A 19,954-nucleotide genomic window follows, 5' to 3' on the forward strand; every position below is an offset into this window, starting at 1 on the left:
ACGGTGGGTCACGCCGCGGGGGCGTGGTCGTGCTCGGCCATCAGCCTCCGCAGCCGGCCTGCGAACACCGCCAGCACCACCGCCGCCAGCACGGCCGGCACGCCCAGCGCCAGGAAGAAGCCGCCCTCGCCGACCACCGGGACCAGGAACCTGCCGCCTGGCTCGGCCCGGCCTTGTGCCGTCATGGTCGCACCCCGTGCAGGCGATCCTCGCGGTGCCCCTTCCCTGGGGCTTGTGGCACGTAACGAGGTGTGGTGCGATGCAACCCATTGGTGCAAGAGAGCACTTACTGGGGAGGCGCCGTCATGGCCGACGTCCTGACCGACGTCCTGGAGACGAGGGCGGAGATCGAACGCGAGATCTCCGGCCTGACCGTTTGCGAGCAGCTCCGGCGGACCGCTGAGCGGTACCCGGACTCGCCCGCCTACTCCGACCCCGCCGAGGGCGGATGGACCACCCTGACCTACGGCGAGGCCCGCGGCCGCGTCCTGGAGATCGCCGCCGCCTTCGCCGCGCTCGGGCTGCGGCCCGGCGAGGCCGTGGCGCTGATGATGGTCAACAGGAGCGAGCACGTCCTGGCCGACCTCGGCGCGGTCCACGCGGGCGGCGTGACCTGCTCGATCTACTCCACCTTCGCGCCCGACCAGATCGCCTTCGTGGCCGGCGACGTGGCGGCCAGGTACGCCGTGCTCGGCGGCCCGGCCGAGCTGGCCCGCTGGGAGCCGGTGCTGGACCGGCTCCCCGGCCTGGAGAAGATCGTCGTTCTGGACGGCGCGCCGGCCGGCGACCGCTTCCTGAGCTGGACGGACTTCCTGGAGCTGGGCCGCGCCAGGCTGGCGGAGGACCCGGCCGAGGTGGAGCGGCGCTGGCGGGCCGTGACCGCCGAGGACGTCGCCACGGTGCTGTACACCTCCGGCACCACGGGCATGCCCAAGGGCGTCCCGCTGACCCACCACAACATCTTCTACGAGGTCGCCGCCACCGACCGCATGTCCAACCTCCCACTGCAGGGCACCCAGATCTCCTACCTCACCTACGCCCACATCGCCGAGCGCGTGCTCAGCCTCTACCTGCCGCTCACCAAGGTCTCCCACGTCCACTTCTGCACCGACCTGGCCAACCTCGGCGCCACGCTGGCGCAGGTGCGGCCGATGATGTTCTTCGGCGTCCCCCGCGTGTGGGAGAAGATGATGGCCAAGCTGCAGGCGCTGCTGGCCACCCAGCCCCCCGAGCAGCAGGACAAGGTACGGCAGGCGATGGCCGCCGGGGCGGCCTACGTCGAGGCCGGCCAGTACGGCAGGACCGTCACCCCCGAGATCCGGGCCGCCTACGAGGCCGCCGACTCGGCGCTGCTGTCGGTCGTGCGCGGCATGATCGGCTTCGATCGGGCCGAGTGGACCGCCACCGGCGCCGCGCCGTTCCCCGCCGACGTCCAGCGCTTCTTCGCGGGCCTGGGCCTGCGGGTCATCGACGTGTACGGCATGACCGAGACGACCGGCGCCTTCACCGGCAACAGCCCCTCGTGCTACAAGCTGGGCACCTGCGGCCGCGCCGAACCCGGCGTGGAGGTGCGCATCGCCGAGGACGGCGAGATCCTCACGCGCAGCCCGCTCAACACGCGCGGCTACCTCAACCGCCCGGAGGCCACCGCCGAGCTCATCGACGCCGAGGGCTGGCTGCACACCGGCGACATCGGCTCGATCGACGAGGACGGCTTCGTCAGCGTCGTGGACCGCAAGAAGGAGCTCATCATCACCGCGGGCGGGGAGAACATCTCGCCCGCCATGATCGAGAGCTACCTCAAGGAGCACCCGCTCATCGGCCAGGCCCTCGCCTACGGCGACAACCGGCCCTACCCGGTCGCCGTGCTGACGCTCGACGCGGAGGTGGCCCCCGGCTGGGCGCAGGGCCGCGGCATCGCCTTCTCCTCCCTGGCCGAGCTGGCCGAGCACCCCGACGTGCGCAAGGAGGTCGAAGCCGCCGTGCAGGCCGCCAACGAGAAGCTGGCGCGCGTCCAGCAGGTCAAGCGCTGGGCGCTGCTGGGCACGGAGTGGACGCCGGACACCGACGAGCTCACGCCCAGCCTCAAGCTCAAGCGGCGGGTGATCCACGCCAAGTACGCCGAGATCATCGAGTCGCTGTACTCGTAGCCCGCAGGCCCCGCCGCGGCACGGAGAGGGCTCGCGGCGGGGCCCGCGCAGCTCGCTCAGCGCTCGCTCACGCCGCCCGGGCGGCGGCCACGGCCCGGCGGGTCTCCTCGGCGACGAGGTCGGCGTTGATCTGGGCCGCCGCGGCCGCTCCCGCCGCGGCGGCGGCGCCGACCTGGGCGGACGGATCGGTCACGTTGCCCGCGACCCACACCCCCGGCACCTCGGTACGGCCGGCCGCGTCGGCGGGAACGTGCTCTCCCGCGCCGCTGGGATGCTCCACCGGGCGCAGCCCGAGCTCGCCCAGGAAGCCCGCACGCGCCACCATCCGGGGGGCCACGGCCAGCACCTCGCGGCGGACCAGCGTGCCGTCGCGCAGCCGTACCCCCGCGATCCGGTCGCCGGCGATCTCCAGGCCCGCCACCTCGCCCTCCACCACGCGGATGCCGCGGGCCGCCAGCTGCGCGGCCACCTCGCCGCCCGGCGGCTCGGCGGTGTGGCAGAAGAACGTGACATCGGAGCTCAGCTGCCGGAACAGCTGCGCCTGGTGCGCCGACAGCGGCCCGCTCGCCAGCACGCCGATGGCCCGGTCGCGGACCTCCCAGCCGTGGCAGTACGGGCAGTGCAGCACGTCCCGGCCCCACCGCTCGCGCAGGCCCGGCACGTCCGGCAGCTCGTCCACCAGCCCGCTGGCGACCAGCAGCCGGCGCGCCAGGACAGACCTGCCGTCGGCCAGCCGCACGGCGAACCGCTCGCCCTGCCGTACCGCCGAGACGACCTCTCCGGCCACCACCTCGCCGCCGTAGCCGCGGACCTCGGCCCTGCCGCGCTCCAGCAGCTCGGCGGGCGGCGTCCCCTCCCGGCCCAGCAGCCCGTGCACCCCCGTGGCGGGGGCGTTGCGCGGCGCGCCCGAGTCGATCACCACCACCGACCGGCGCGAGCGGGCCAGCATCAGCGCCCCGCTCAGGCCCGCCGCGCCGCCGCCGATCACCACCACGTCATAGCCGTCGTTCATGACCTTCACCTCCATGCCCCACCATGCGGGCCGCGCGCCCGCGGTGGCAAACTTTGTTGCCAATCTGGCAAAATGGCGGGCATGGAGGACGACCTCGACCGGGCCCTCGCGCAGGTCGGGCCGCGGCTTCGCGAGCTGCGCCGGGAGCGCGAGACCACGCTGGCCGACCTGTCGGCGGCCACCGGCGTCTCGGTGAGCACCCTGTCCCGGCTGGAGTCGGGCGCCCGCCGCCCGACGCTGGAGCTTCTGCTTCCGCTGGCCAAGGCGTACGGCGTCACGCTGGACGAGCTCGTCGACGCCCCGCCCACCGGAGATCCGCGCGTCCACCTGCGCCCGGTCACCCGCAACGGCATGACCATGCTGCCCCTGACCCGCCGGGCCGGCGGCATCCAGGCCTACAAGCTCGTGCTCCCGGCGGGAAGCGGCAAGAGGGAGCCGGATCCGCAGCGCCACGAGGGCTATGAGTGGCTGTACGTGCTCAACGGCCGCCTCCGGCTCGTGCTCGGCGACCGGGATCTCGTGCTCATGCCCGGCGAGGCGGCCGAGTTCGACACGCGCGTCCCGCACTGGTTCGGGGCCGCCGACGACGAGCCGGTCGAGTTCCTCAGCCTCTTCGGCACCCAGGGCGAGCGCGCCCACCTGCGCGCCCGCACCAGACCCCAGGATCCGCCCGGGCGATCCGCCTCCCGATCCCGGCAGTCGTGACGGACCTCGTCCGGGAGAGTGGCGAGGGGCCGCTTTTTTGCCGATCGGGGCGTGTGTCCTACACCTGGGCATGACCGGGCGGTTCCTACCGTCTTGATCATGACCAATCGACTGCTGCTCGCCGCGCTCGCGATCGGGGCGCTCACGGTGCCCGCCCCGGGCTCCGCCGCCGCGGCCGAGCCGGCCATCCGGGAGATCATCGTCCGGCCCGCCGAGCCCGTGGTCGGCCCGCGTGGGTCGGTGCGGCTGGTGATCGACGTCATCGCGCGCGGGGCCCAGAGCGAAAGCGGCGTGACCATCGACGTCGAGCCCGCGGGCAAGGCCGGGGGCGGGCGGTCCGGCTCCAAGGGGCCCGGCACGCAGCCGCCGCGGCCCAGCGTGCCGCCCGTCCTGCCCTCCGCCGAGCCCTCCGCCGAGCCCTCCGCCGAGCCTTCCGCCAAGCCTTCCGTCGTGCCCTCGGCGCCGCCCGTCGTGCCGTCCGCGCAGCCCTCCGGCGCGCCGCCGGGGTCGCCGACCGCGCCTCCCGTCGCGCCGTCGCCGCCGCCCGGCCTGCCCGTGCGCCCGCCTCTCGGCCAGTCTCCCGGCTACCTCGTCTACCCGGACGGCGCCGGGAGCGCGCAGCGGCTGGCGCTCGCCGTACCCGAACAGCAGGCGGCGGACGGCACGACGGACGGCACGGTGGACGGCTGGGAGACCTGGCGTTTCCTGCCCGCCCGCGGGCTGAACCGCTTCTACCCCTCGGGGCCGTGGACGGTCACCGCCACCGCGCACGCCGCCGACGGTTCGACCGCCACCCTGAGCACCACCTTCACCCTGCGCCGCGAGACCCGGCTGACGGACTTGCGGGCGGTGCGGGCGGGCGGCGGCAGGGTACGGCTGCGCGGCGCGCTGGAGCGCGTGGACCCGGCCGGGTACAGCGACTACTCGCCCTACGCCGGGCAGCAGGTGGAGATCCTGCACCGCCGGTCGGCCGGCGAGTCCTGGACGCGGGTGGCGACGGTGACGACCCGGCGGTCAGGGGAGTTCGCCAAGGTGGTTCCCGGCCGTGCGGACGGGGAATGGCGCCTGTACTTCCCGGGAAACGCGCACCATGCGCCAGATAGCACGAAAGCCCTTGAAGCCTGATAAATAAGATAAAAGCGATATAGCGGCGTATAACCGGCGTTGTGTAAATGTGATCGGCATTCCCGCAACCTTTCCCCGTCCCGCGTCGTCGTTGGGCGTAGGCGCGCTCCGCAGGAGGGCGTGCCGTCCGACGGGGAGAGGACTCTTCAGATGATGCGACGTCTGGCCGCCGTTGCCGCCTTGACCGCCGCGCTCGCGACCGCCCTGGCCACCGCCTCGCCCGCCTCGGCCACGACGCCTCCGGGGTACTGGGACGGCGACGACCGGGGCGCCACGCGCCTCAGCTTCGACGCCGCCCCCGAGCCCGCGTGGGCAGGGAAGGCGCTGTCGCTGGCCGGCAGGCTGTCGGTGGCCTGCGAAGAGGACTACATCGACGGGTTCGTGGTCGTCTTCCACGCCGACGACTGCAGCGCCGACGAGCGCTGGCACCGCCTGGGCTGGAAGAAGATCGTGATCCTGTTCCGCCCCGCCGGGTCGCACCGGTGGGAGTACGTCGACACGCTCAGGACCGACCGCTGGGGCTCCTTCTACACCGAGGTCCCGGCCTACACCTCGGGCACCTGGCGGGCGATCTTCGAGGGCTCGCACCACCTGCGGCCCAGCGAGGCCCGCGACTGGGTGAAGGTCATCCGCCACTGACCGCCTCGCGCGGCCCGGCGCCCGCCGGGCCGCGCGTTTCACTTGAGCTCGCGCGTTTAATTGAGTTGCGCGGGGTGCGCCGTCCCTGGCGTCATTGACCGAGGTTCGCGATCAGCGGGCGACTCGGAAGGGAGGCGACACACAGATGACGTACACGGAGGTAGCGGGCACCAGGCATCCCCTGCGGATGTGGGCGGACCCCGCCACGGTCGAGCCCGCGGCCATGCAGCAGCTGCGCAACGTCGCCGACCTGCCGTGGGTCCACGGCGTCGCCGTCATGCCCGACGTCCACCACGGCAAGGGCGCCACCGTCGGCTCGGTCATCGCCATGCGCAGCGCCGTCTCCCCGGCCGCGGTCGGCGTGGACATCGGCTGCGGCATGACGGCGGTCAAGACCAGTTACCGCACCTCGCAGCTCCCCGACAACCTGGCCTACCTGCGCGGCAAGCTGGAGCAGGCGGTGCCCGTCGGGTTCGCCCACCACAAGCGGCCGGTCGACCCGGCGAAGGTCCACGGCCTGCCCACCGCCGGGTGGAAGGAGTTCTGGAAGGCCTTCGACGACCTGGCGCCCGCCGTACGGGCCCGCCGCGACCGGGCCGAGGTGCAGATGGGCACGCTCGGCGGCGGCAACCACTTCCTGGAGGTGTGCGGCGACGACGAGGGCAACGTGTGGGTCGTCCTGCACTCCGGCTCGCGCAACATCGGCAAGGAGCTGGCCGAGCACCACATCGAGGTGGCGCGCGGGCTGAGCCACAACCAGGGGCTCGTCGACCGTGACCTGGCCGTCTTCCTCGACGGCACCCCCGAGATGGAGGCCTACCGGCGCGACCTGTTCTGGGCGCAGGACTACGCCCGCCGCAACCGCGCCGTCATGATGGGCCTGGTCTGCGACGTGCTGCGCCGCCACCTGCCGGGCATCACCTTCGAGGAGCCGATCTCCTGCCACCACAACTACGTGGCGGCCGAGCGGTACGACGGGGTGGACGTCCTGGTCACCCGCAAGGGCGCGATCCGGGCGGGCCGCGGCGAGCTGGGCATCATCCCCGGCTCCATGGCGACCGGCACCTACATCGTCAGGGGCCTGGGCAACCCGGCGGCGTTCAACTCGGCCTCGCACGGCGCGGGGCGGAAGATGAGCAGGGCCAAGGCCAAGAAGACCTTCACCCTCGAGGACCTGCAGCGCCAGACCCTGGGCGTGGAGTGCCGCAAGGACGCCGGGGTGATCGACGAGATCCCCGGGGCCTACAAGGACATCGAGGACGTCATGGCCGCCCAGACGGACCTGGTCGAGGTCGTCGCCCGCCTGCGCCAGCTGATCTGCGTCAAGGGCTGAGCGAGGGGGCCGGGGTCAGCTTCCCGGCGGCAGGAACACATACCGCTTCTTGCCGCCGGGAAGCCGCAGCTCGACCCGGGTCCACGAGGTGAGGAAGGGGGCGGGGGGCCGGCGGGTGGCCGTGATCACGGCCACCCGCTCGCCCCGCGCCATCGCGGCCCTGATGGAGGACGGCACGGACAACGCGCCGCCGTAGTTCCTGAAGACGGTCCTGAAGACGCCGTGCGAGGCGCACCGGGCCAGATAGCCGGTCTGGATGGCGTCGTGGCCGTACAGGAAGCACGGAGGGCGCAGGCCCAGCTGGGGGAGCCGGGAGGCCACCTCGGGGACGACGGCGCGCGCGGCGTGGACCTGCCTGCCGTGGACGTAGGCCGTCCTGCCCTGCAGGGCGAAGTAGCACAGGACCCCGGCGCAGGCGAGCACCGCGGTGCCGCGCCGCCGGCACAGCCACACGACGCTCACGGCCACCGGGAGCGCGAGCAGCGCGTAGGCGGGCAGCAGGAAGCGCGGAGCGGCGTAGCCGACGGTGAAGAGGTAGGCGAAGGCGAGCGAGGAGCCGCAGGCCAGGGCCGCCACGAGAGCACGCCGCCCCAGCCACGCGCCCAGCGCGGCGAAGACCGGCACGGCCGCGAACCAGGCGATGTGCGCCGGCGGGAAGCCCCCGCATTCGACGCCGAAGCGGCACAGCAGGGGCCCGTTCAGCGCGCGGAGGTGGTCGGGCAGGCTGAAGTGCAGCCCGGTCGCGTTCTCGGCCCCGGCCGCCCGCAGGCGGGCGAGCGGCCCGCCGAACAGGAGGGCCGCCTCGGCCATCCACTGCGCCCAGCCGATCGCGAGCCCGGCGGCCGTGGCGAGCGCCATGCGCGGGCGCCGCCGCGCGATGCCGTACCCGAGCAGCGGCAACGCCAGCCAGGTCGCGTCCGTGGGGCGGAGCAGCGAAGCCATCGCGAAGGCCGCCACGACCCCGGCGACGGCCGGGCGGGCTCTGGGGCGCGTCTCGGCCAGGCAGGCCAGGCCCACCCCGGCGACGCCGCAGTAGGCGACCCACATGTTGGGCATGGCCTCGTTGGCGTAGAACAGGGACAGCCACAGGCCGGCGAAGAGGGCGGCGGCGAGCGGCGCGACCGGTCCGGGGCGCAGCCGGATCCACGGCAGGTAGGCGAGGAACAGCGCGGTCCCGGACAGCAGGCTGAGATAGACCCGGATGGCGGTGACCGAGGGCGTGATCAGCGCGACCGGGGCGGCCAGGAGCTGGACGCCGCGGGCGCGCGGCGCGGTGTACTCGGCCGGGGGGACGCCGCGGGCCACCTGGCTCAGGTAGACGCTCTCGTCCCAGCCGAGCCCGATCCGGACGGTGAACGCCAGCTGAAGCGTCGTGTACGCGACGGCCACCAGCGCCAGCGCCGCGTGCGGCCGGTGCGCGGCCGGCCACGCCCGCGGGGCGCGCTCCCCGGCCCGCACAGCGGGGGCCGCCCGGCCCGCGGACGGATCAACGTCTGCCTCGTGCATGCCTCTCACGCTACGAACGGCGAGGTCAGGGCCTGTTCAGGGCAGGGTCGGCGCTCCGTATTCCCCTTCGCTGCCTTGGGCCGATCGTTGGAGCATCCGCCAAGGAATCGGGGGTGCGCGGACGGTGTTGTTCATAGGGTGACCCACCGGTTTTGGGGACTGTCGGCGCTCCGTCGTAGGCTGGCGCCCTGACCGGGAGAACAGGAGGTGACGCCCCGTGTTGCGAGACTCGTTCGGGCGGGTGGCGACGGATCTGCGGGTGTCCCTCACCGACAAGTGCAACCTGCGCTGCACGTACTGCATGCCGCCCGAGGGGCTCGACTGGCTGCCAACCGCGCAGGTGCTGACCGCCGACGAGATCGTCCGGCTCGTCCGCATCGGGGTGGAGATGCTGGGCATCACCGAGGTCCGCTACACCGGCGGCGAGCCGCTGGTCCGCCGCGAGCTGGTGGAGATCGTCCAGCGCACCGCCGCCCTGCGGCCCCGGCCGCAGATCTCGCTGACCACCAACGGCATCGGCCTGGCCCGCCTGGCCGAGCCGCTGCGGGCCGCCGGGCTGGACCGCGTCAACGTCTCCCTCGACACCCTCGACCGCGAGCACTTCAAGCGGCTGACCCACCGCGACCGGTTCGACGACGTGATCGCCGGGCTGCGGGCCGCGCACGAGGCGGGCCTGCGGCCGATCAAGGTCAACACGGTGCTCATGCGCGGCATCAACGAGGACGAGGCCGTCTCGCTGCTGCGCTTCTGCCTGGAGCAGGGCTACGAGCTGCGCTTCATCGAGCAGATGCCGCTCGACGCCCAGCACGGGTGGAGCCGCGCGGCCATGGTGACGGCCGACGAGATCCTGGCGAAGCTGTCGGCCGCGTTCGACCTGACGCCCGACCAGGAGGAGCGTGGCAGCGCCCCCGCCGAGCGCTTCCTCGTCGACGGCGGCCCGGCGCGGGTGGGCGTCATCGGGTCGGTGACGCGGCCGTTCTGCGGATCCTGCGACCGCGTCCGGCTCACCGCCGACGGCCAGGTGCGCAACTGCCTGTTCGCCAGGGAGGAGTCCGACCTGCGGGGGCCGATGCGCGCCGGGGCGTCGGACGAGGAGCTGGCCGAGCGCTGGCGCGCCGCCGTGCGCGGCAAGCGGGCCGGGCACGGCATCGACGACCCGTCGTTCCTGCAGCCCTCGCGGCCCATGTCGGCGATCGGCGGCTGAGCCGTACGGCGCACGGCAGGGTGGTTTCGACCCCGCTGGAGGGCTCCGCCGTGCCCGAACGGATCCTCCCCATCCTGCCGTGCCGTTCCATCGACGACGTCGGACCCTTCTGCGCCGCGCCCTCCGGACGGCGTGCGCCGGTTCCTCGGGACCGATCCGGCGGTGACTCCGTCCGTGGAGAACCGGAGGAGGGCAGGCTCGCGCGCTCGCTGAGGAACGTCCTCGTGATCGGGGAGTCCCGCGAGGACTACGCCCAGGCGGCCAGGATCCTGGACACGGCGCTGCGTTCCGCCGGTTCCGAGCCCGCCGTCGCGCCGGCGAGGACGCTCGTCGGCGCCTTTTGATCTACTTTGTAAAGGTGCCGGGCTGGTTGATCTCATGTCCAATCGGTCCCGGCCCGCCGGGGATTGGAGCACCGAGGGCGTCCCAGACGGCTCTGTGGCGGCTTCTGAGCCCTCCTGCGCCACACGGGATCATTACAAGGGCCGATGAGCGCCCAGGAGGGCTCTAAGAGCCCCTGACGCCGAGCTTCGCCTGCAGCAGACGGCAAAAGAAAAAGGCAAGGACGTCGAGCACTCCCTGCCACTTTCACCGTATACCGCACCGGGGGCCTTGCGGCAAGACCCGGGTCGTGCCGCAGAATTGGCGGCTCGGGCCAGGACCTGCGGAAACCAGAGGTTCGCCAAGCACGTGTGTCGTTGCCGGCGTCTGGGGCGCGCGGGATGCCGAGCCGCTGGCTGGACCCGGCGCGGAGGTGCGGGTGCGCGGGTGTGCGCGCCGCCGGACTGCGCGGCGGCCGGCCGGAATCCACTGTCGTCGAAGGGGTTTTCATGATTGACGTGATCGTGGTCGGCGGCGGGCCGACCGGCACGATGCTGGCCGGTGAGCTGCGGCTGCACGATGTGCGCGTGGTCGTGCTGGAGAAGGAGACCGAGCCGGCCAAGTACGTCCGCTCGCTCGGCCTGCACGTGCGCAGCATCGAGATCATGGACCAGCGGGGCCTGCTGGAGCGGTTTCTCGCGCACGGCCGGCAGTACAAGATCGGCGGTTACTTCGGCGGCATCCAGAAGCCGTGGCCCGACCGGCTGGACACCGCGCACCCCTACATCCTCGGCATCCCGCAGCCCATCACCGATCGCCTGCTGGAAGAGCGCGCCGCCGAGCTCGGCGCCGAGATCCGGCGCGGCTGCGAGCTGGTCGGGCTGAGCCAGGACGACCAGGGAGTGACCGCCGAGCTGGCCGACGGCACGCGGCTGCGCTCGCGCTACCTGGTCGGCTGCGACGGCGGCCGCAGCACGGTGCGCAAGCTGCTCGGCGTCGGCTTCCCCGGCGAGCCGTCCAGGGTCGATACGCTGCTGGGCGAGATGGAGGCGACCGAGGATCCGGCGAGGATCGCCGCCGCCGTCGCCGAGATCCGCGAGACCGAGAAGCGCTTCGGCCTCGGGTCCCTGGGGGACGGGGTGTACCGCGTCCTCGTGCCCGCCGAGGGGGTGGCCGAGGACCGCGCGGCCGCGCCGACCTTGGAGGAGTTCAGGCGGCGGCTGCGGGCGGTCGCGGGCACCGACTTCGGCGTGCACTCACCGCGCTGGCTGTCCCGCTTCGGCGACGCCACCCGGCTGGCCGAGCGCTATCGGGCCGGCCGGGTGCTGCTGGCCGGCGACGCGGCGCACATCCATCCGCCGGTCGGCGGGCAGGGGCTCAACCTCGGCATCCAGGACGCGGTCAACCTCGGCTGGAAGCTGGCCGCCGAGGTGGACGGCTGGGCGCCGGAGGGGCTGCTGGACAGTTACCAGGCCGAACGGCGCCCGGTGGCCGCCGACGTGCTGGACAACACCCGCGCGCAGATGGTGCTGCTGTCCACCGAGCCGGGGCCCCGGGCATTGCGCCGGCTGCTGTCGGAGCTGATGGACTTCGAGGAGGTGAACCGCCATCTGATGGAGAAGATCACCGCGATCGGGGTCCGCTACGACTTCGGCGAGGGCCACGACCTGCTCGGCCGGCGGCTGCGGGACGTGAGGCTGAAGCGGGGGCGCCTTTATGAGCTCATGCGCGGCGGCCGGGGGCTCCTGCTCGACCAGACCGGCCGGTTGTCGGTGGCGGGCTGGGCCGACCGGGTCGACCACGTCGTCGACGTCAGCGAGGAGCTGGACGTGCCCGCCGTACTGCTGCGGCCGGACGGCCACGTGGCCTGGGCCGGCGAAGCCCAGACGGATCTGCTCGACCGGCTGCCCAGGTGGTTCGGCGCGCCCGCCGGCTGAGCGCGTTTGTGGCCTGACAGGGCAGGCCGCCGGGGCCGATGCGAGCGGGCGCCGTGCGCCCGCTCCGGCCCGGCGGCGTAGCCTGGCCCCGTGACACAGCGGGCGGGCTACGACGCCGTCATCCTGGCCGGGGGAGCGGCCAGGAGGCTGGGCGGCGCCGACAAACCCGGACTGCGCGTGGCGGGCAGGACGCTGGTGGAGCGCGTGGCGGCGGCCGTGGCGGACGCGCGGCGGACGGTCGTGGTGGGCCCGCCGCGCGAGGTGCCCGGAGCGATCTTCACCAGGGAGGACCCGCCGGGCGCCGGCCCCGTCCCGGCCCTGCGGGCCGGCCTCGCCCACGTCACCGCCCCGGCCGTCGCGCTCCTGGCCGCCGACCTGCCGTTCCTGCGCCCCCACCACGTGCGGGCCCTGCTGGAGGCCGCCGAAGGCGCCGCGGGAGCTGTCCTGCTGGACGAGGACGGGCGCGAGCAGTGGCTGACCAGCGTGTGGCGGTCGGACGTGCTCAGGTCCGCCTTGGAGGGCTACGGCGGCAGCTCACTCAAGGGGCTCTTGTCCCCGCTTGGCCCGGTCCGTCGGCGGTTGCCGGGTATGCCATGGTTCGACTGCGACACCATCGACGATCTGGAGGAGGCTCGCATGAACGTGCTCACCGAATGGACGGCCCTGGTCTGCAAGGAACTGGGGCTGGACCCCTCGGCGGTGGACCGCGACGCGATCCTGGAGCTCACCAAGGAGGTCGCCCACGGGGTGGCCAGGCCGGCCGCGCCGCTGACGGCCTACCTGCTGGGCCTGGCGGAGGGCTCGGGCACCGCGCCGGCGGACGCGGTGGCGCGCCTGACGACGCTGGCGCGCAATTGGGAGCGGGCCACCACCGACACCTTGACGGACGGTTGACGGGCGCCCGAACTCGATCAGTCAAGCGAAGCTGAAGATTTCCTGGGAATTTGCTGCAAGCTCCCGGAAAGCGTTTCGGGAAAGCGGCCCTACCGGCCGTTATCGGACACCCTGTCAGAAAAAAGGTCCAGGAAAGGGCGACGCCGGGTGGTTACGGGGGCAAACCACCCGGCGTCGCGTCATCGGCGTTCCGACGGGGGCCCGGAACGCCGGCACCAGCACTCCGACGGGGGACCGGAGCGCTTGGTTAAAGCGTACACCTCCAACCCATGGGATGCGTCAAGAGTTAGTCACGACCCGATCTCGCGTCGATGCCGTGGTATCTCGGTTTGGTTAGCTTCCGGTGAGGTAAACGTGGGCGGAGGCAGCCCCTTACCCCGCTCATTGGCACCGATTACGGCTATGTATGGCAAAAAGACGGCGCCGGCGATGAACAGCAGCCGGTACGGCCAGGGCAGCGGCAACGCCACCGCCAGGATCAGGCAGATCGTGCGGATCCCCATCTGGATGAGGTACCGCTTCTCCCTGCGCCCGATGTCGGCGCTCAACGACGGCTGCGCGTCGGTCACCTGATGGACGACCCGCCTCCTGTGCCAGCCCTTCACGTCTCCACCCTACGCTTCGGTTATGACCGATCGAACGTACCGGGTGACCGAGATCGTCGGCACCTCCAGCGAGAGCGTTGACCAGGCCATCCGCAACGGGATCAGGAGAGCCGCGCAGACGCTGCGGCACCTGGACTGGTTCGAGGTGACCGAGATCCGCGGCCACATCGACCAGGGCGAGATCGCGCACATCCAGGTGGGGCTGAAGGTGGGGTTCCGGCTGGAGGACGCCTGAGCCACACTCGAGGGGTGAGGCTCCTCGCCGCGGCGCTCGCCGTACTCGCGCTCGTCTCCTGCGCGTCCGCACCCGCGGCGACCCCGCGGGGAGTGCTCCGGCAAAGCGCCCAGGACGTCGCCAGGACGGTCGCCACCCTGCGCCAGGTGGACGACCTGCCGCTGTATGAGATGACCTACCACGGCGGCTACGACGCCGAGGCGCCGCTGACGGAGGAGGAGCTGGCCCGCGGCTCGGAGGGCTGGGCCTGCTCGCTGTTCCTGCGCGGCACGGAGTTCGGGCGGAACTTCGACTGGGATCCCAACCCCGCCATGGTGGTCAGGGCCGACCCGCCCGCCGGCCACGCCTCGCTGTCGGTGGCCGACGTCTCCTACCTGCTGGGCCGCCCGGGCCCGCCGGACCTGCGCGACCCGCGGGACCGGCGCAGGCTCGCGCACGCCGTCCTGGCGCCCTTCGACGGGATGAACGAAAAGGGCCTGGCCGTGGGCCTGGCGGCGACGCCGGACGCCGAGCCGCCCGCCGACGACGGCCGCGTCACGGTCGGCAGCGTGCGGATCATCCGGCTGCTGCTGGACCGGGCCGCCACCGTGACCGAGGCCCTGGAGCTGATGAAGCGCTACCGGATCGACTTCACCGGCGGCCCGCAGGTGCACTACCTGATCGGCGACCGCACCGGCAGGGCGGCCGTCGTCGAGTACGGCCAAGGCCGCATGAACGTGATCGACGACCGCGTGCTGACCAACATCGCGATGACCGGCACCTCACGCCAGGACCGGCTGGCCGACGCCCGCTACCGGATGCTGGCCGAGGGTCTGCCGACCCGGGCGACGTCGCTGGAGCTGCTGCGGCGCGTCGCCCAGGGCCACACGCGGTGGTCGGTGGTCTACGACCTGGCCGCGGGCACGGCCAGGCTCGTCACGAACAAGCGGTGGGACACCGTCCACACCTTCGCGATCAGCTCGCCTGGCTGACCGTCGACATGTTGAAGTCCGGCACCCGCAGGGCGGGCATCCGGGTGCGGGTGAACCAGTCGTTCCACTCGCGGGGCAGCGTGGGCTCGCTCGCGCCGACCTCGGTGAGGCGGCCGAGCAGGTCCACCGGGCTCTCGTTGAAGCGGAAGTTGTTCACCTCGCCCACGACGTGGCCGTCCTCCACCAGGTAGACGCCGTCGCGGGTGAGGCCGGTCAGCAGCAGCGTCTGCGGGTCGACCGAGCGGATGTACCACAGGCACGTCAGCAGCAGGCCCCGCTCGGTCGCGGCGATCATCTCCGCCAGGCCGCGGCCGTCGCCCGGGCCCTCCATGACGAGGTTGTCGATGGAGGGCGTGACCGGCAGGCCGCTCAGCCGCGCCGAGTGGCGGGTCTGGCGCAGCGCCGCGAGCGTGCCCTCGGCCAGCCAGTCCGTCGGCGACAGCGGCAGGCCGTTGTCGAACACCGACGACTCGCGGCTGGAGGCGTGCGCGATCGTGAAGGGGGCGCAGGCCAGGCCCGGCTCCCCTGGATCGCTGCGCAGCGTCACCGGGATCGCGGCCAGCCGCTCGCCCACGCGGGTGCCGCCGCCGGGCTTGGAGAACACGGTGCGGCCGTCGAGCGCGTCGCGGGCGCCCATCGACCAGTACATGTAGACCATCAGGTCGGCGACGGCGCTGGGCGGCAGCAGCGTCTCGTACCGGCCGGCGGGCAGCTCCACCCGGTTCTTGGCCCACTCCAGCCGCTCGGCCAGCTGGGCGTCCAGCGCCGCGACGTCCACGTCGGCGAAGTCGCGGGTGGCCACGCCGCTCCAGGCCGAGCGCTTGAGGTCGGCCGACTTGGCGTTGACCTCCAGCCGGCCCGTCGGCTGGTCGTGGCGCAGCCGCAGGCCCCTGGTGGAGCCGACGAAGGTGGTGGTGAGGGTGTGCTCGGCGAAGCCGTACAGCCTCCTGCCGCCCCGCTCGGCGGCGGCGAACACCTCGCCCAGCGCGGGCGTGAAGCGGCCGAAGACGTCGATGTCGGTGGGCTGGAGCGGCTCGCCCCACGAGGCGCTGGGCTCGGTCCCGGCGATCAGGTCACCGGCGTCCTCGGCGGGCTGGGCCTCCCGCGCCGCCCGGTCGGCCGCGGCCACCAGCTCCTCCAGCTGGTCGGGCCGTACGGCGGAGCGCGACACCACGCCCGACGACCGCCCGGCGACGGAGATGACGGTGATCCTCGTCGACTCCATGGTGCCGTTGGTGGTCAGCGTGTTGCCCGCGAAGCGCAGGTTGGCGCTGGAGACGTGGTCGGCGATCACGATGCAGTCGTCGGCCCTGGACAGCTCCAGCGCCTTGTCGACCATCCCCTGCAAGCTCACTTGCCCGCCTCCTGAACCGTGTTGAGAATCCGGACGCCCCGGAACAGCGCGGCGGGGCAGCCGTGGCTGACCGGCGCGACCTGCCCGGGCTGGCCCTTGCCGCAGTTGAAGGCCCCGCCCAGCAGGTAGGTCTGCGGGCCGCCGACGGCCTCCATCGAGCCCCAGAAGTCGGTGGTGGTGGCCTGGTAGGCGAAGTCCTTGACCTGGCCGGCGAGCCTGCCGTGGTGGATGCGGTACGCGCGCTGGCCGGTGAACTGGAAGTTATAGCGCTGCATGTCGATCGACCAGCTCTTGTCGCCGACGATGTACAGCCCGCGCTCCACGCCCGCGATCAGCTCCTCGGTGCTCGGCCCGCCGGGCGCGGGCTGGAGGGAGACGTTGGCCATGCGCTGCATCGGCATGTGGCCGGGGGAGTCGGCGAAGGCGCACCCGTTGGACCGCCCGAGGCCCTTCATCAGCGCCATGCGCCGGTCCAGCTGGTAGCCGACCAGGATGCCGTCGCGCACGATGTCGAAGCTCTGGGCCTCGACCCCCTCGTCGTCGTAGCCGATGGTGGCCAGGCCGTGCACGGCGGTCCGGTCGCCGGTCACGTTCATCGGCGGCGAGCCGTACACCAGCTCGCCCAGCTGGTCGAAGGTGGCGAAGCTGGTGCCGGCGTAGGCGGCCTCGTAACCCAGGGCGCGGTCCAGCTCGGTGGCGTGGCCGATCGACTCGTGGATGGTCAGCCACAGGTTGGTGGGGTCGATGACCAGGTCGTAGGCGCCGGCCTCGACGCTGGGCGCGGCCAGCTTCTCGGCCAGCAGCTCCGGCAGCTGCGCCAGCTCGTTCTGCCAGTCCCAGCCGGTGCCGGTCAGATACTCGTAGCCGCGGCCGACCGGCGGGGCGAGCGTCGACATGTCCTCGAACCCCGACTCGCCGATCTTGACGGCGTTCAGCTCGGGGTGCAGGCGCACCCGCTGCTGCAGCGTGGAGGTGCCGGCGCTGTCGGCGTAGAACTTCTGCTCCTTGACCTGCAGCAGCCGGGCGCTGACGTGGTCGGCGCCCTTGAGCAGCGCGGCCGACCAGTCGGCCAGCAGCCCCACCTTCTCGCTCTGCGGCACCTCGAACGGGTCGATCTCGTAGGCCGAGACCCACTCCTGATCGGAGTACACCGGCTCGGGGGCCAGCTCGATGCGCTCGCGGTTGATGGGGGCGCTGACCTCGGCCACCCGCACCGCCTGCTCGGCGACCCTGACCGCGGCCTCCGGGGTGAGCTCCACGCCCGAGGCGAAGCCCCACGTCCCGTTCTTGACCACGCGCACGGCCAGGCCCAGATCGTCGGCGTCCAAGGCGCCCTCGAGCCGGGCGTCGTGGAGGGCGAGCGTCTCGGCCCTGATGCGCTCCAAGCGGAAGTCGGCGTGCTCGGCGCCAAGCTCGCGGGCGCGCTGGAGCGCGGCGTCGGCCAGCCGCCTCAGCGGCAGCGATCTGAAGTCGTCGTCGATCTGGCGCATGTCCACGATCCTAACCCCGTGATCTTGTGTCTCCCGGATAAGCGGATACCGGCCGGTAGCGGATAGCGTCAGGTCTCATGGCACGCTCTGTACTCGTCACCGGAGGCAATCGCGGCATCGGCCTGGCGATCGCCCGGGAACTCGCCGCGAACGGCGACGCCGTCGCGGTCACCTACCGCTCGGGGGAGCCGCCCGAGGGCCTGTTCGGCGTCCGCTGCGACGTGACCAGCACCGCCGAGGTGGAGGCGGCCTTCGAGAAGGTCGAGGCCGAGCAGGGCCCGGTGGAGGTCCTGGTGGCCAACGCGGGCATCACCCGCGACACGCTGCTGGCCATGATGAAGGAGGAGACCTTCACCGAGATCCTCGACGCCAACCTCACCGGCGCCTTCCGGGTCGCCAAGCGCGCCATCCGGCCCATGATGCGCCTCAAGCGCGGCCGGATCATCCTCATCTCCTCGGTGGTGGCCATGCTGGGCTCGGCCGGGCAGGCCAACTACGCCGCCTCCAAGGCCGGCCTGATCGGCTTCGGCCGCTCGCTGGCCAGGGAGTACGGCTCGCGCGGCATCACCGTCAACGTCGTGGCACCCGGCTTCGTGCAGACCGACATGACGGCCGACCTCGACCACGACGCGCTGGTCAAGAACATCCCGCTGGGCCGCCAGGCGCAGCCGGCCGAGATCGCCCGCGTCGTGCGTTTCCTGGCGAGCGACGACGCCTCCTACATCACCGGGGCCGTGATCCCCGTCGACGGCGGACTGGGAATGGGGCACTGAGCATGGGCATCCTCGACGGCAAGCGCATCCTCGTCACCGGCGTCATCACCGACGCCTCCATCGCCTTCTCGGTGGCCAGGCTGGCCCAGGAGCAGGGCGCGCAGGTGGTCCTGACCGGGTACGGCAGGCTGTCGCTGGTGGAGCGCATCGCCAAGCGGCTGCCGTCCCCGCCGCCGGTGGTGGAGCTCGACGTGCAGAACACCGAGCACCTCGACACCCTCGCCGACCGGGTGCGCGAGCACGTCGACGGGCTCGACGGGGTGGTGCACTCGATCGGCTTCGCGCCGCAGACCGCCCTGGGCGGCAACTTCCTCAACACGACCTGGGAGGACGTGGCCACGGCCCTGCACGTGTCCACCTACTCCTACAAGGCGCTGGCGGTGGCCTGCCTGCCGCTGATGAAGCAGGGCGGCGCGGTGGTCGGGCTGGACTTCGACGCCTCCAAGGCGTGGCCGGTCTACGACTGGATGGGCGTGGCCAAGGCCGGGCTGGAGTCGTGCAACCGCTACCTGGCCCGCGACCTGGGCCGGCAGGGGATCCGGGTGAACCTGGTGGCCGCCGGGCCGCTGCGGACCATGGCGGCCAAGTCGATCCCGGGCTTCAAGGAGTTCGAGGACAGCTGGCCGGAGAAGGCGCCGCTGGGCTGGGACCTGGCCGACCCGCTGCCGACCGCCAAGGCGTGCGTCGCGCTGCTGTCGGACTGGTTCCCCGCCACCACGGGCGAGATCGTCCACGTGGACGGCGGCGTCCACGCCATCGGCGCCTAGCGGGCCGCTCGCGAGGCGGGCGGCCTCGGGCGGGGGCGTCAGAGGCCGGCCAGGCGGTGGCGGCCGCCCGCGCGCACCGGCTGGAAGGGGATGGACGCGCTGTCCTCCTCGCGGCGGCGCCGCTGCTGCACGATCCGCGTGGCCAGCACGGCCGAGGCCAGCAGTGCGGCGGTGAGCGCGGTGCCCAGCACGTCGGGCCCGCGCTCGCTGGGCCGGACGACGTCCTGGCCGGTCATCGGCCCCTCGAGGCGCTCGGCGAACGGGTTGGGCCACAGCAGGTCCAGCCGTGGCAGGTCGGTGTCGGCCGCCCGCTGCGCCGGCTCGGCGAGGACCCGCTCGCCGGTGTCGATCAGGTGCGGCTCCCTGCGGGGCGGCCGGGGCGCCTCGGTGGGCAGCAGGGACTCCTCACGCGGAGTGGGAGAGCCGCTGGGCCGCGGCCTGGGCTTGGCGGGCCGTGCCGTGGGAGCCGGCGTGCGGCCGACCACGCCGTCCAGGACGCCCTCGCCCTCGCAGGCCAGCCCGGGCAGGCAGACCTCCTCCAGCACCGACGGCAGCAGGCCCGACGGGGTCGGCGTGGGCTCGCCACGCTGCGAGGGCGGCTGCCGCGTGGGGGTCGGCGCGACCTTGCCCACGGTCTCGTTGACGCCCTGGACGGCCTTGTCCGCGGTGTCGGTCACCGGGCCGAGGCTGTCGCCGGTGACCGCGTCGACGGTGTCGGTCACGTCGTCGACGAGGTCGCACAGGCGGTCGGTGAGACCGGATAACACGCCTTGCCCCCGGTCGCAGTCCCCGGCCGCGACTGCCGGGGCGGCGCTGAGCGCCACCGCCGTCAGGGCGACCGACAGGACTCCGGCCGTGCGTCGCATCGGGATCCTCCCCATAGCGGTACTGTCGGGGACATCTTTACGGACATCCCCATCGCTCCCCACGGAA

The 19,954-nt window shown here is 72.8% G+C and carries 19 protein-coding genes; 12 read left to right on the plus strand and 7 right to left on the minus strand.

Going from position 1 to position 19,954, the window contains the following annotated elements; translation table 11 throughout:
• Positions 1-8: 8 nt before the first annotated feature.
• Positions 9-185: a hypothetical protein gene (locus tag BSB02_RS40525; RefSeq protein ID WP_158088589.1), complete on the minus strand. Its 177-nt coding sequence runs from the start codon at positions 183-185 to the stop codon at positions 9-11.
• Between the two features lie 120 nt (positions 186-305).
• On the opposite strand from BSB02_RS40525, the gene BSB02_RS09135 reads away from it, so the two are divergent.
• Positions 306-2,150, plus strand: a complete 1,845-nt coding sequence (locus BSB02_RS09135; protein ID WP_084958267.1) for an AMP-dependent synthetase/ligase — start codon at positions 306-308, stop codon at positions 2,148-2,150.
• Between the two features lie 67 nt (positions 2,151-2,217).
• Here BSB02_RS09135 and BSB02_RS09140 read toward each other — a convergent pair whose 3' ends face one another.
• Entirely contained in the window at positions 2,218-3,177 is a 960-nt protein-coding gene (locus tag BSB02_RS09140; protein WP_084958268.1) for an NAD(P)/FAD-dependent oxidoreductase, read from the minus strand.
• A 66-nt stretch (positions 3,178-3,243) separates the two neighbouring features.
• Between BSB02_RS09140 and BSB02_RS09145 the strand changes: the two genes are divergently transcribed.
• The 4 genes from BSB02_RS09145 (at position 3,244) to BSB02_RS09160 (ending at position 6,964) form a co-directional block, all read left to right on the plus strand.
• Positions 3,244-3,867, plus strand: a complete 624-nt coding sequence (locus tag BSB02_RS09145; protein ID WP_084958269.1) for a helix-turn-helix domain-containing protein — start codon at positions 3,244-3,246, stop codon at positions 3,865-3,867.
• A gap of 99 nt (positions 3,868-3,966) precedes the next feature.
• The gene (locus BSB02_RS09150; protein WP_143590403.1) at positions 3,967-4,992 is read left to right on the plus strand and encodes a hypothetical protein; all 1,026 of its coding nucleotides are present in this window, start codon (positions 3,967-3,969) and stop codon (positions 4,990-4,992) included.
• Between the two features lie 150 nt (positions 4,993-5,142).
• Positions 5,143-5,631 (plus strand): hypothetical protein, encoded by a 489-nt coding sequence (locus BSB02_RS09155; RefSeq protein ID WP_084958271.1) that lies wholly within the window; start codon positions 5,143-5,145, stop codon positions 5,629-5,631.
• A 145-nt stretch (positions 5,632-5,776) separates the two neighbouring features.
• The gene (locus tag BSB02_RS09160; RefSeq protein ID WP_084958272.1) at positions 5,777-6,964 is read left to right on the plus strand and encodes an RtcB family protein; all 1,188 of its coding nucleotides are present in this window, start codon (positions 5,777-5,779) and stop codon (positions 6,962-6,964) included.
• A gap of 15 nt (positions 6,965-6,979) precedes the next feature.
• Here BSB02_RS09160 and BSB02_RS09165 read toward each other — a convergent pair whose 3' ends face one another.
• Positions 6,980-8,470: a hypothetical protein gene (locus tag BSB02_RS09165; RefSeq protein ID WP_143590405.1), complete on the minus strand. Its 1,491-nt coding sequence runs from the start codon at positions 8,468-8,470 to the stop codon at positions 6,980-6,982.
• A gap of 217 nt (positions 8,471-8,687) precedes the next feature.
• Between BSB02_RS09165 and moaA the strand changes: the two genes are divergently transcribed.
• The 3 genes from moaA (at position 8,688) to BSB02_RS09185 (ending at position 12,826) form a co-directional block, all read left to right on the plus strand.
• Complete coding sequence (moaA, locus tag BSB02_RS09170) at positions 8,688-9,674, plus strand: GTP 3',8-cyclase MoaA (protein WP_084958274.1); 987 nt, start codon at positions 8,688-8,690, stop codon at positions 9,672-9,674.
• An 830-nt stretch (positions 9,675-10,504) separates the two neighbouring features.
• Positions 10,505-11,932 (plus strand): rifampin monooxygenase, encoded by a 1,428-nt coding sequence (gene rox, locus BSB02_RS09180; RefSeq protein WP_084958276.1) that lies wholly within the window; start codon positions 10,505-10,507, stop codon positions 11,930-11,932.
• A gap of 90 nt (positions 11,933-12,022) precedes the next feature.
• Positions 12,023-12,826: an NTP transferase domain-containing protein gene (locus BSB02_RS09185; RefSeq protein ID WP_084958277.1), complete on the plus strand. Its 804-nt coding sequence runs from the start codon at positions 12,023-12,025 to the stop codon at positions 12,824-12,826.
• A gap of 290 nt (positions 12,827-13,116) precedes the next feature.
• Here the strand turns inward: BSB02_RS09185 and BSB02_RS09190 are convergent, their stop codons facing one another.
• The gene (locus BSB02_RS09190) at positions 13,117-13,431 is read right to left on the minus strand and encodes a DUF3099 domain-containing protein (protein ID WP_084958278.1); all 315 of its coding nucleotides are present in this window, start codon (positions 13,429-13,431) and stop codon (positions 13,117-13,119) included.
• 22 nt (positions 13,432-13,453) lie between these two features.
• On the opposite strand from BSB02_RS09190, the gene BSB02_RS09195 reads away from it, so the two are divergent.
• Both BSB02_RS09195 and BSB02_RS09200 read left to right on the plus strand, forming a co-directional pair.
• Positions 13,454-13,666, plus strand: a complete 213-nt coding sequence (locus BSB02_RS09195; protein ID WP_084958279.1) for a dodecin — start codon at positions 13,454-13,456, stop codon at positions 13,664-13,666.
• A gap of 14 nt (positions 13,667-13,680) precedes the next feature.
• A complete protein-coding gene (locus BSB02_RS09200) occupies positions 13,681-14,637 on the plus strand; it encodes a linear amide C-N hydrolase (protein ID WP_084958280.1) in 957 nt (318 codons plus the stop codon).
• Here BSB02_RS09200 and BSB02_RS09205 read toward each other — a convergent pair.
• Together BSB02_RS09205 and BSB02_RS09210 are read right to left on the minus strand one after the other, a co-directional pair.
• Positions 14,621-15,976, minus strand: a complete 1,356-nt coding sequence (locus BSB02_RS09205; protein WP_084958281.1) for a metallopeptidase TldD-related protein — start codon at positions 15,974-15,976, stop codon at positions 14,621-14,623. The genes BSB02_RS09200 and BSB02_RS09205 overlap by 17 nt on opposite strands.
• A gap of 11 nt (positions 15,977-15,987) precedes the next feature.
• Entirely contained in the window at positions 15,988-17,481 is a 1,494-nt protein-coding gene (locus BSB02_RS09210) for a TldD/PmbA family protein (RefSeq protein ID WP_084958282.1), read from the minus strand.
• A gap of 77 nt (positions 17,482-17,558) precedes the next feature.
• On the opposite strand from BSB02_RS09210, the gene fabG reads away from it, so the two are divergent.
• Both fabG and fabI read left to right on the plus strand, forming a co-directional pair.
• Positions 17,559-18,254, plus strand: a complete 696-nt coding sequence (gene fabG / locus BSB02_RS09215) for a 3-oxoacyl-ACP reductase FabG (protein WP_084958283.1) — start codon at positions 17,559-17,561, stop codon at positions 18,252-18,254.
• A gap of 2 nt (positions 18,255-18,256) precedes the next feature.
• On the plus strand, positions 18,257-19,021 hold the full coding sequence (fabI, locus tag BSB02_RS09220) for an enoyl-ACP reductase FabI (RefSeq protein WP_084958284.1): 765 nt from the start codon (positions 18,257-18,259) through the stop codon (positions 19,019-19,021).
• Positions 19,022-19,059: 38 nt separating this feature from the next.
• On the opposite strand, the gene BSB02_RS09225 is transcribed toward fabI, so the two are convergent.
• Positions 19,060-19,887 (minus strand): hypothetical protein, encoded by an 828-nt coding sequence (locus BSB02_RS09225; protein WP_084958285.1) that lies wholly within the window; start codon positions 19,885-19,887, stop codon positions 19,060-19,062.
• Between the last annotated feature and the right edge of the window lie 67 nt (positions 19,888-19,954).

Origin of the sequence: Thermoactinospora rubra (assembly GCF_002093975.1) — a bacterium.
GTDB classification, from domain to species: Bacteria; Actinomycetota; Actinomycetes; order Streptosporangiales; family Streptosporangiaceae; genus Nonomuraea; species Nonomuraea rubra_A.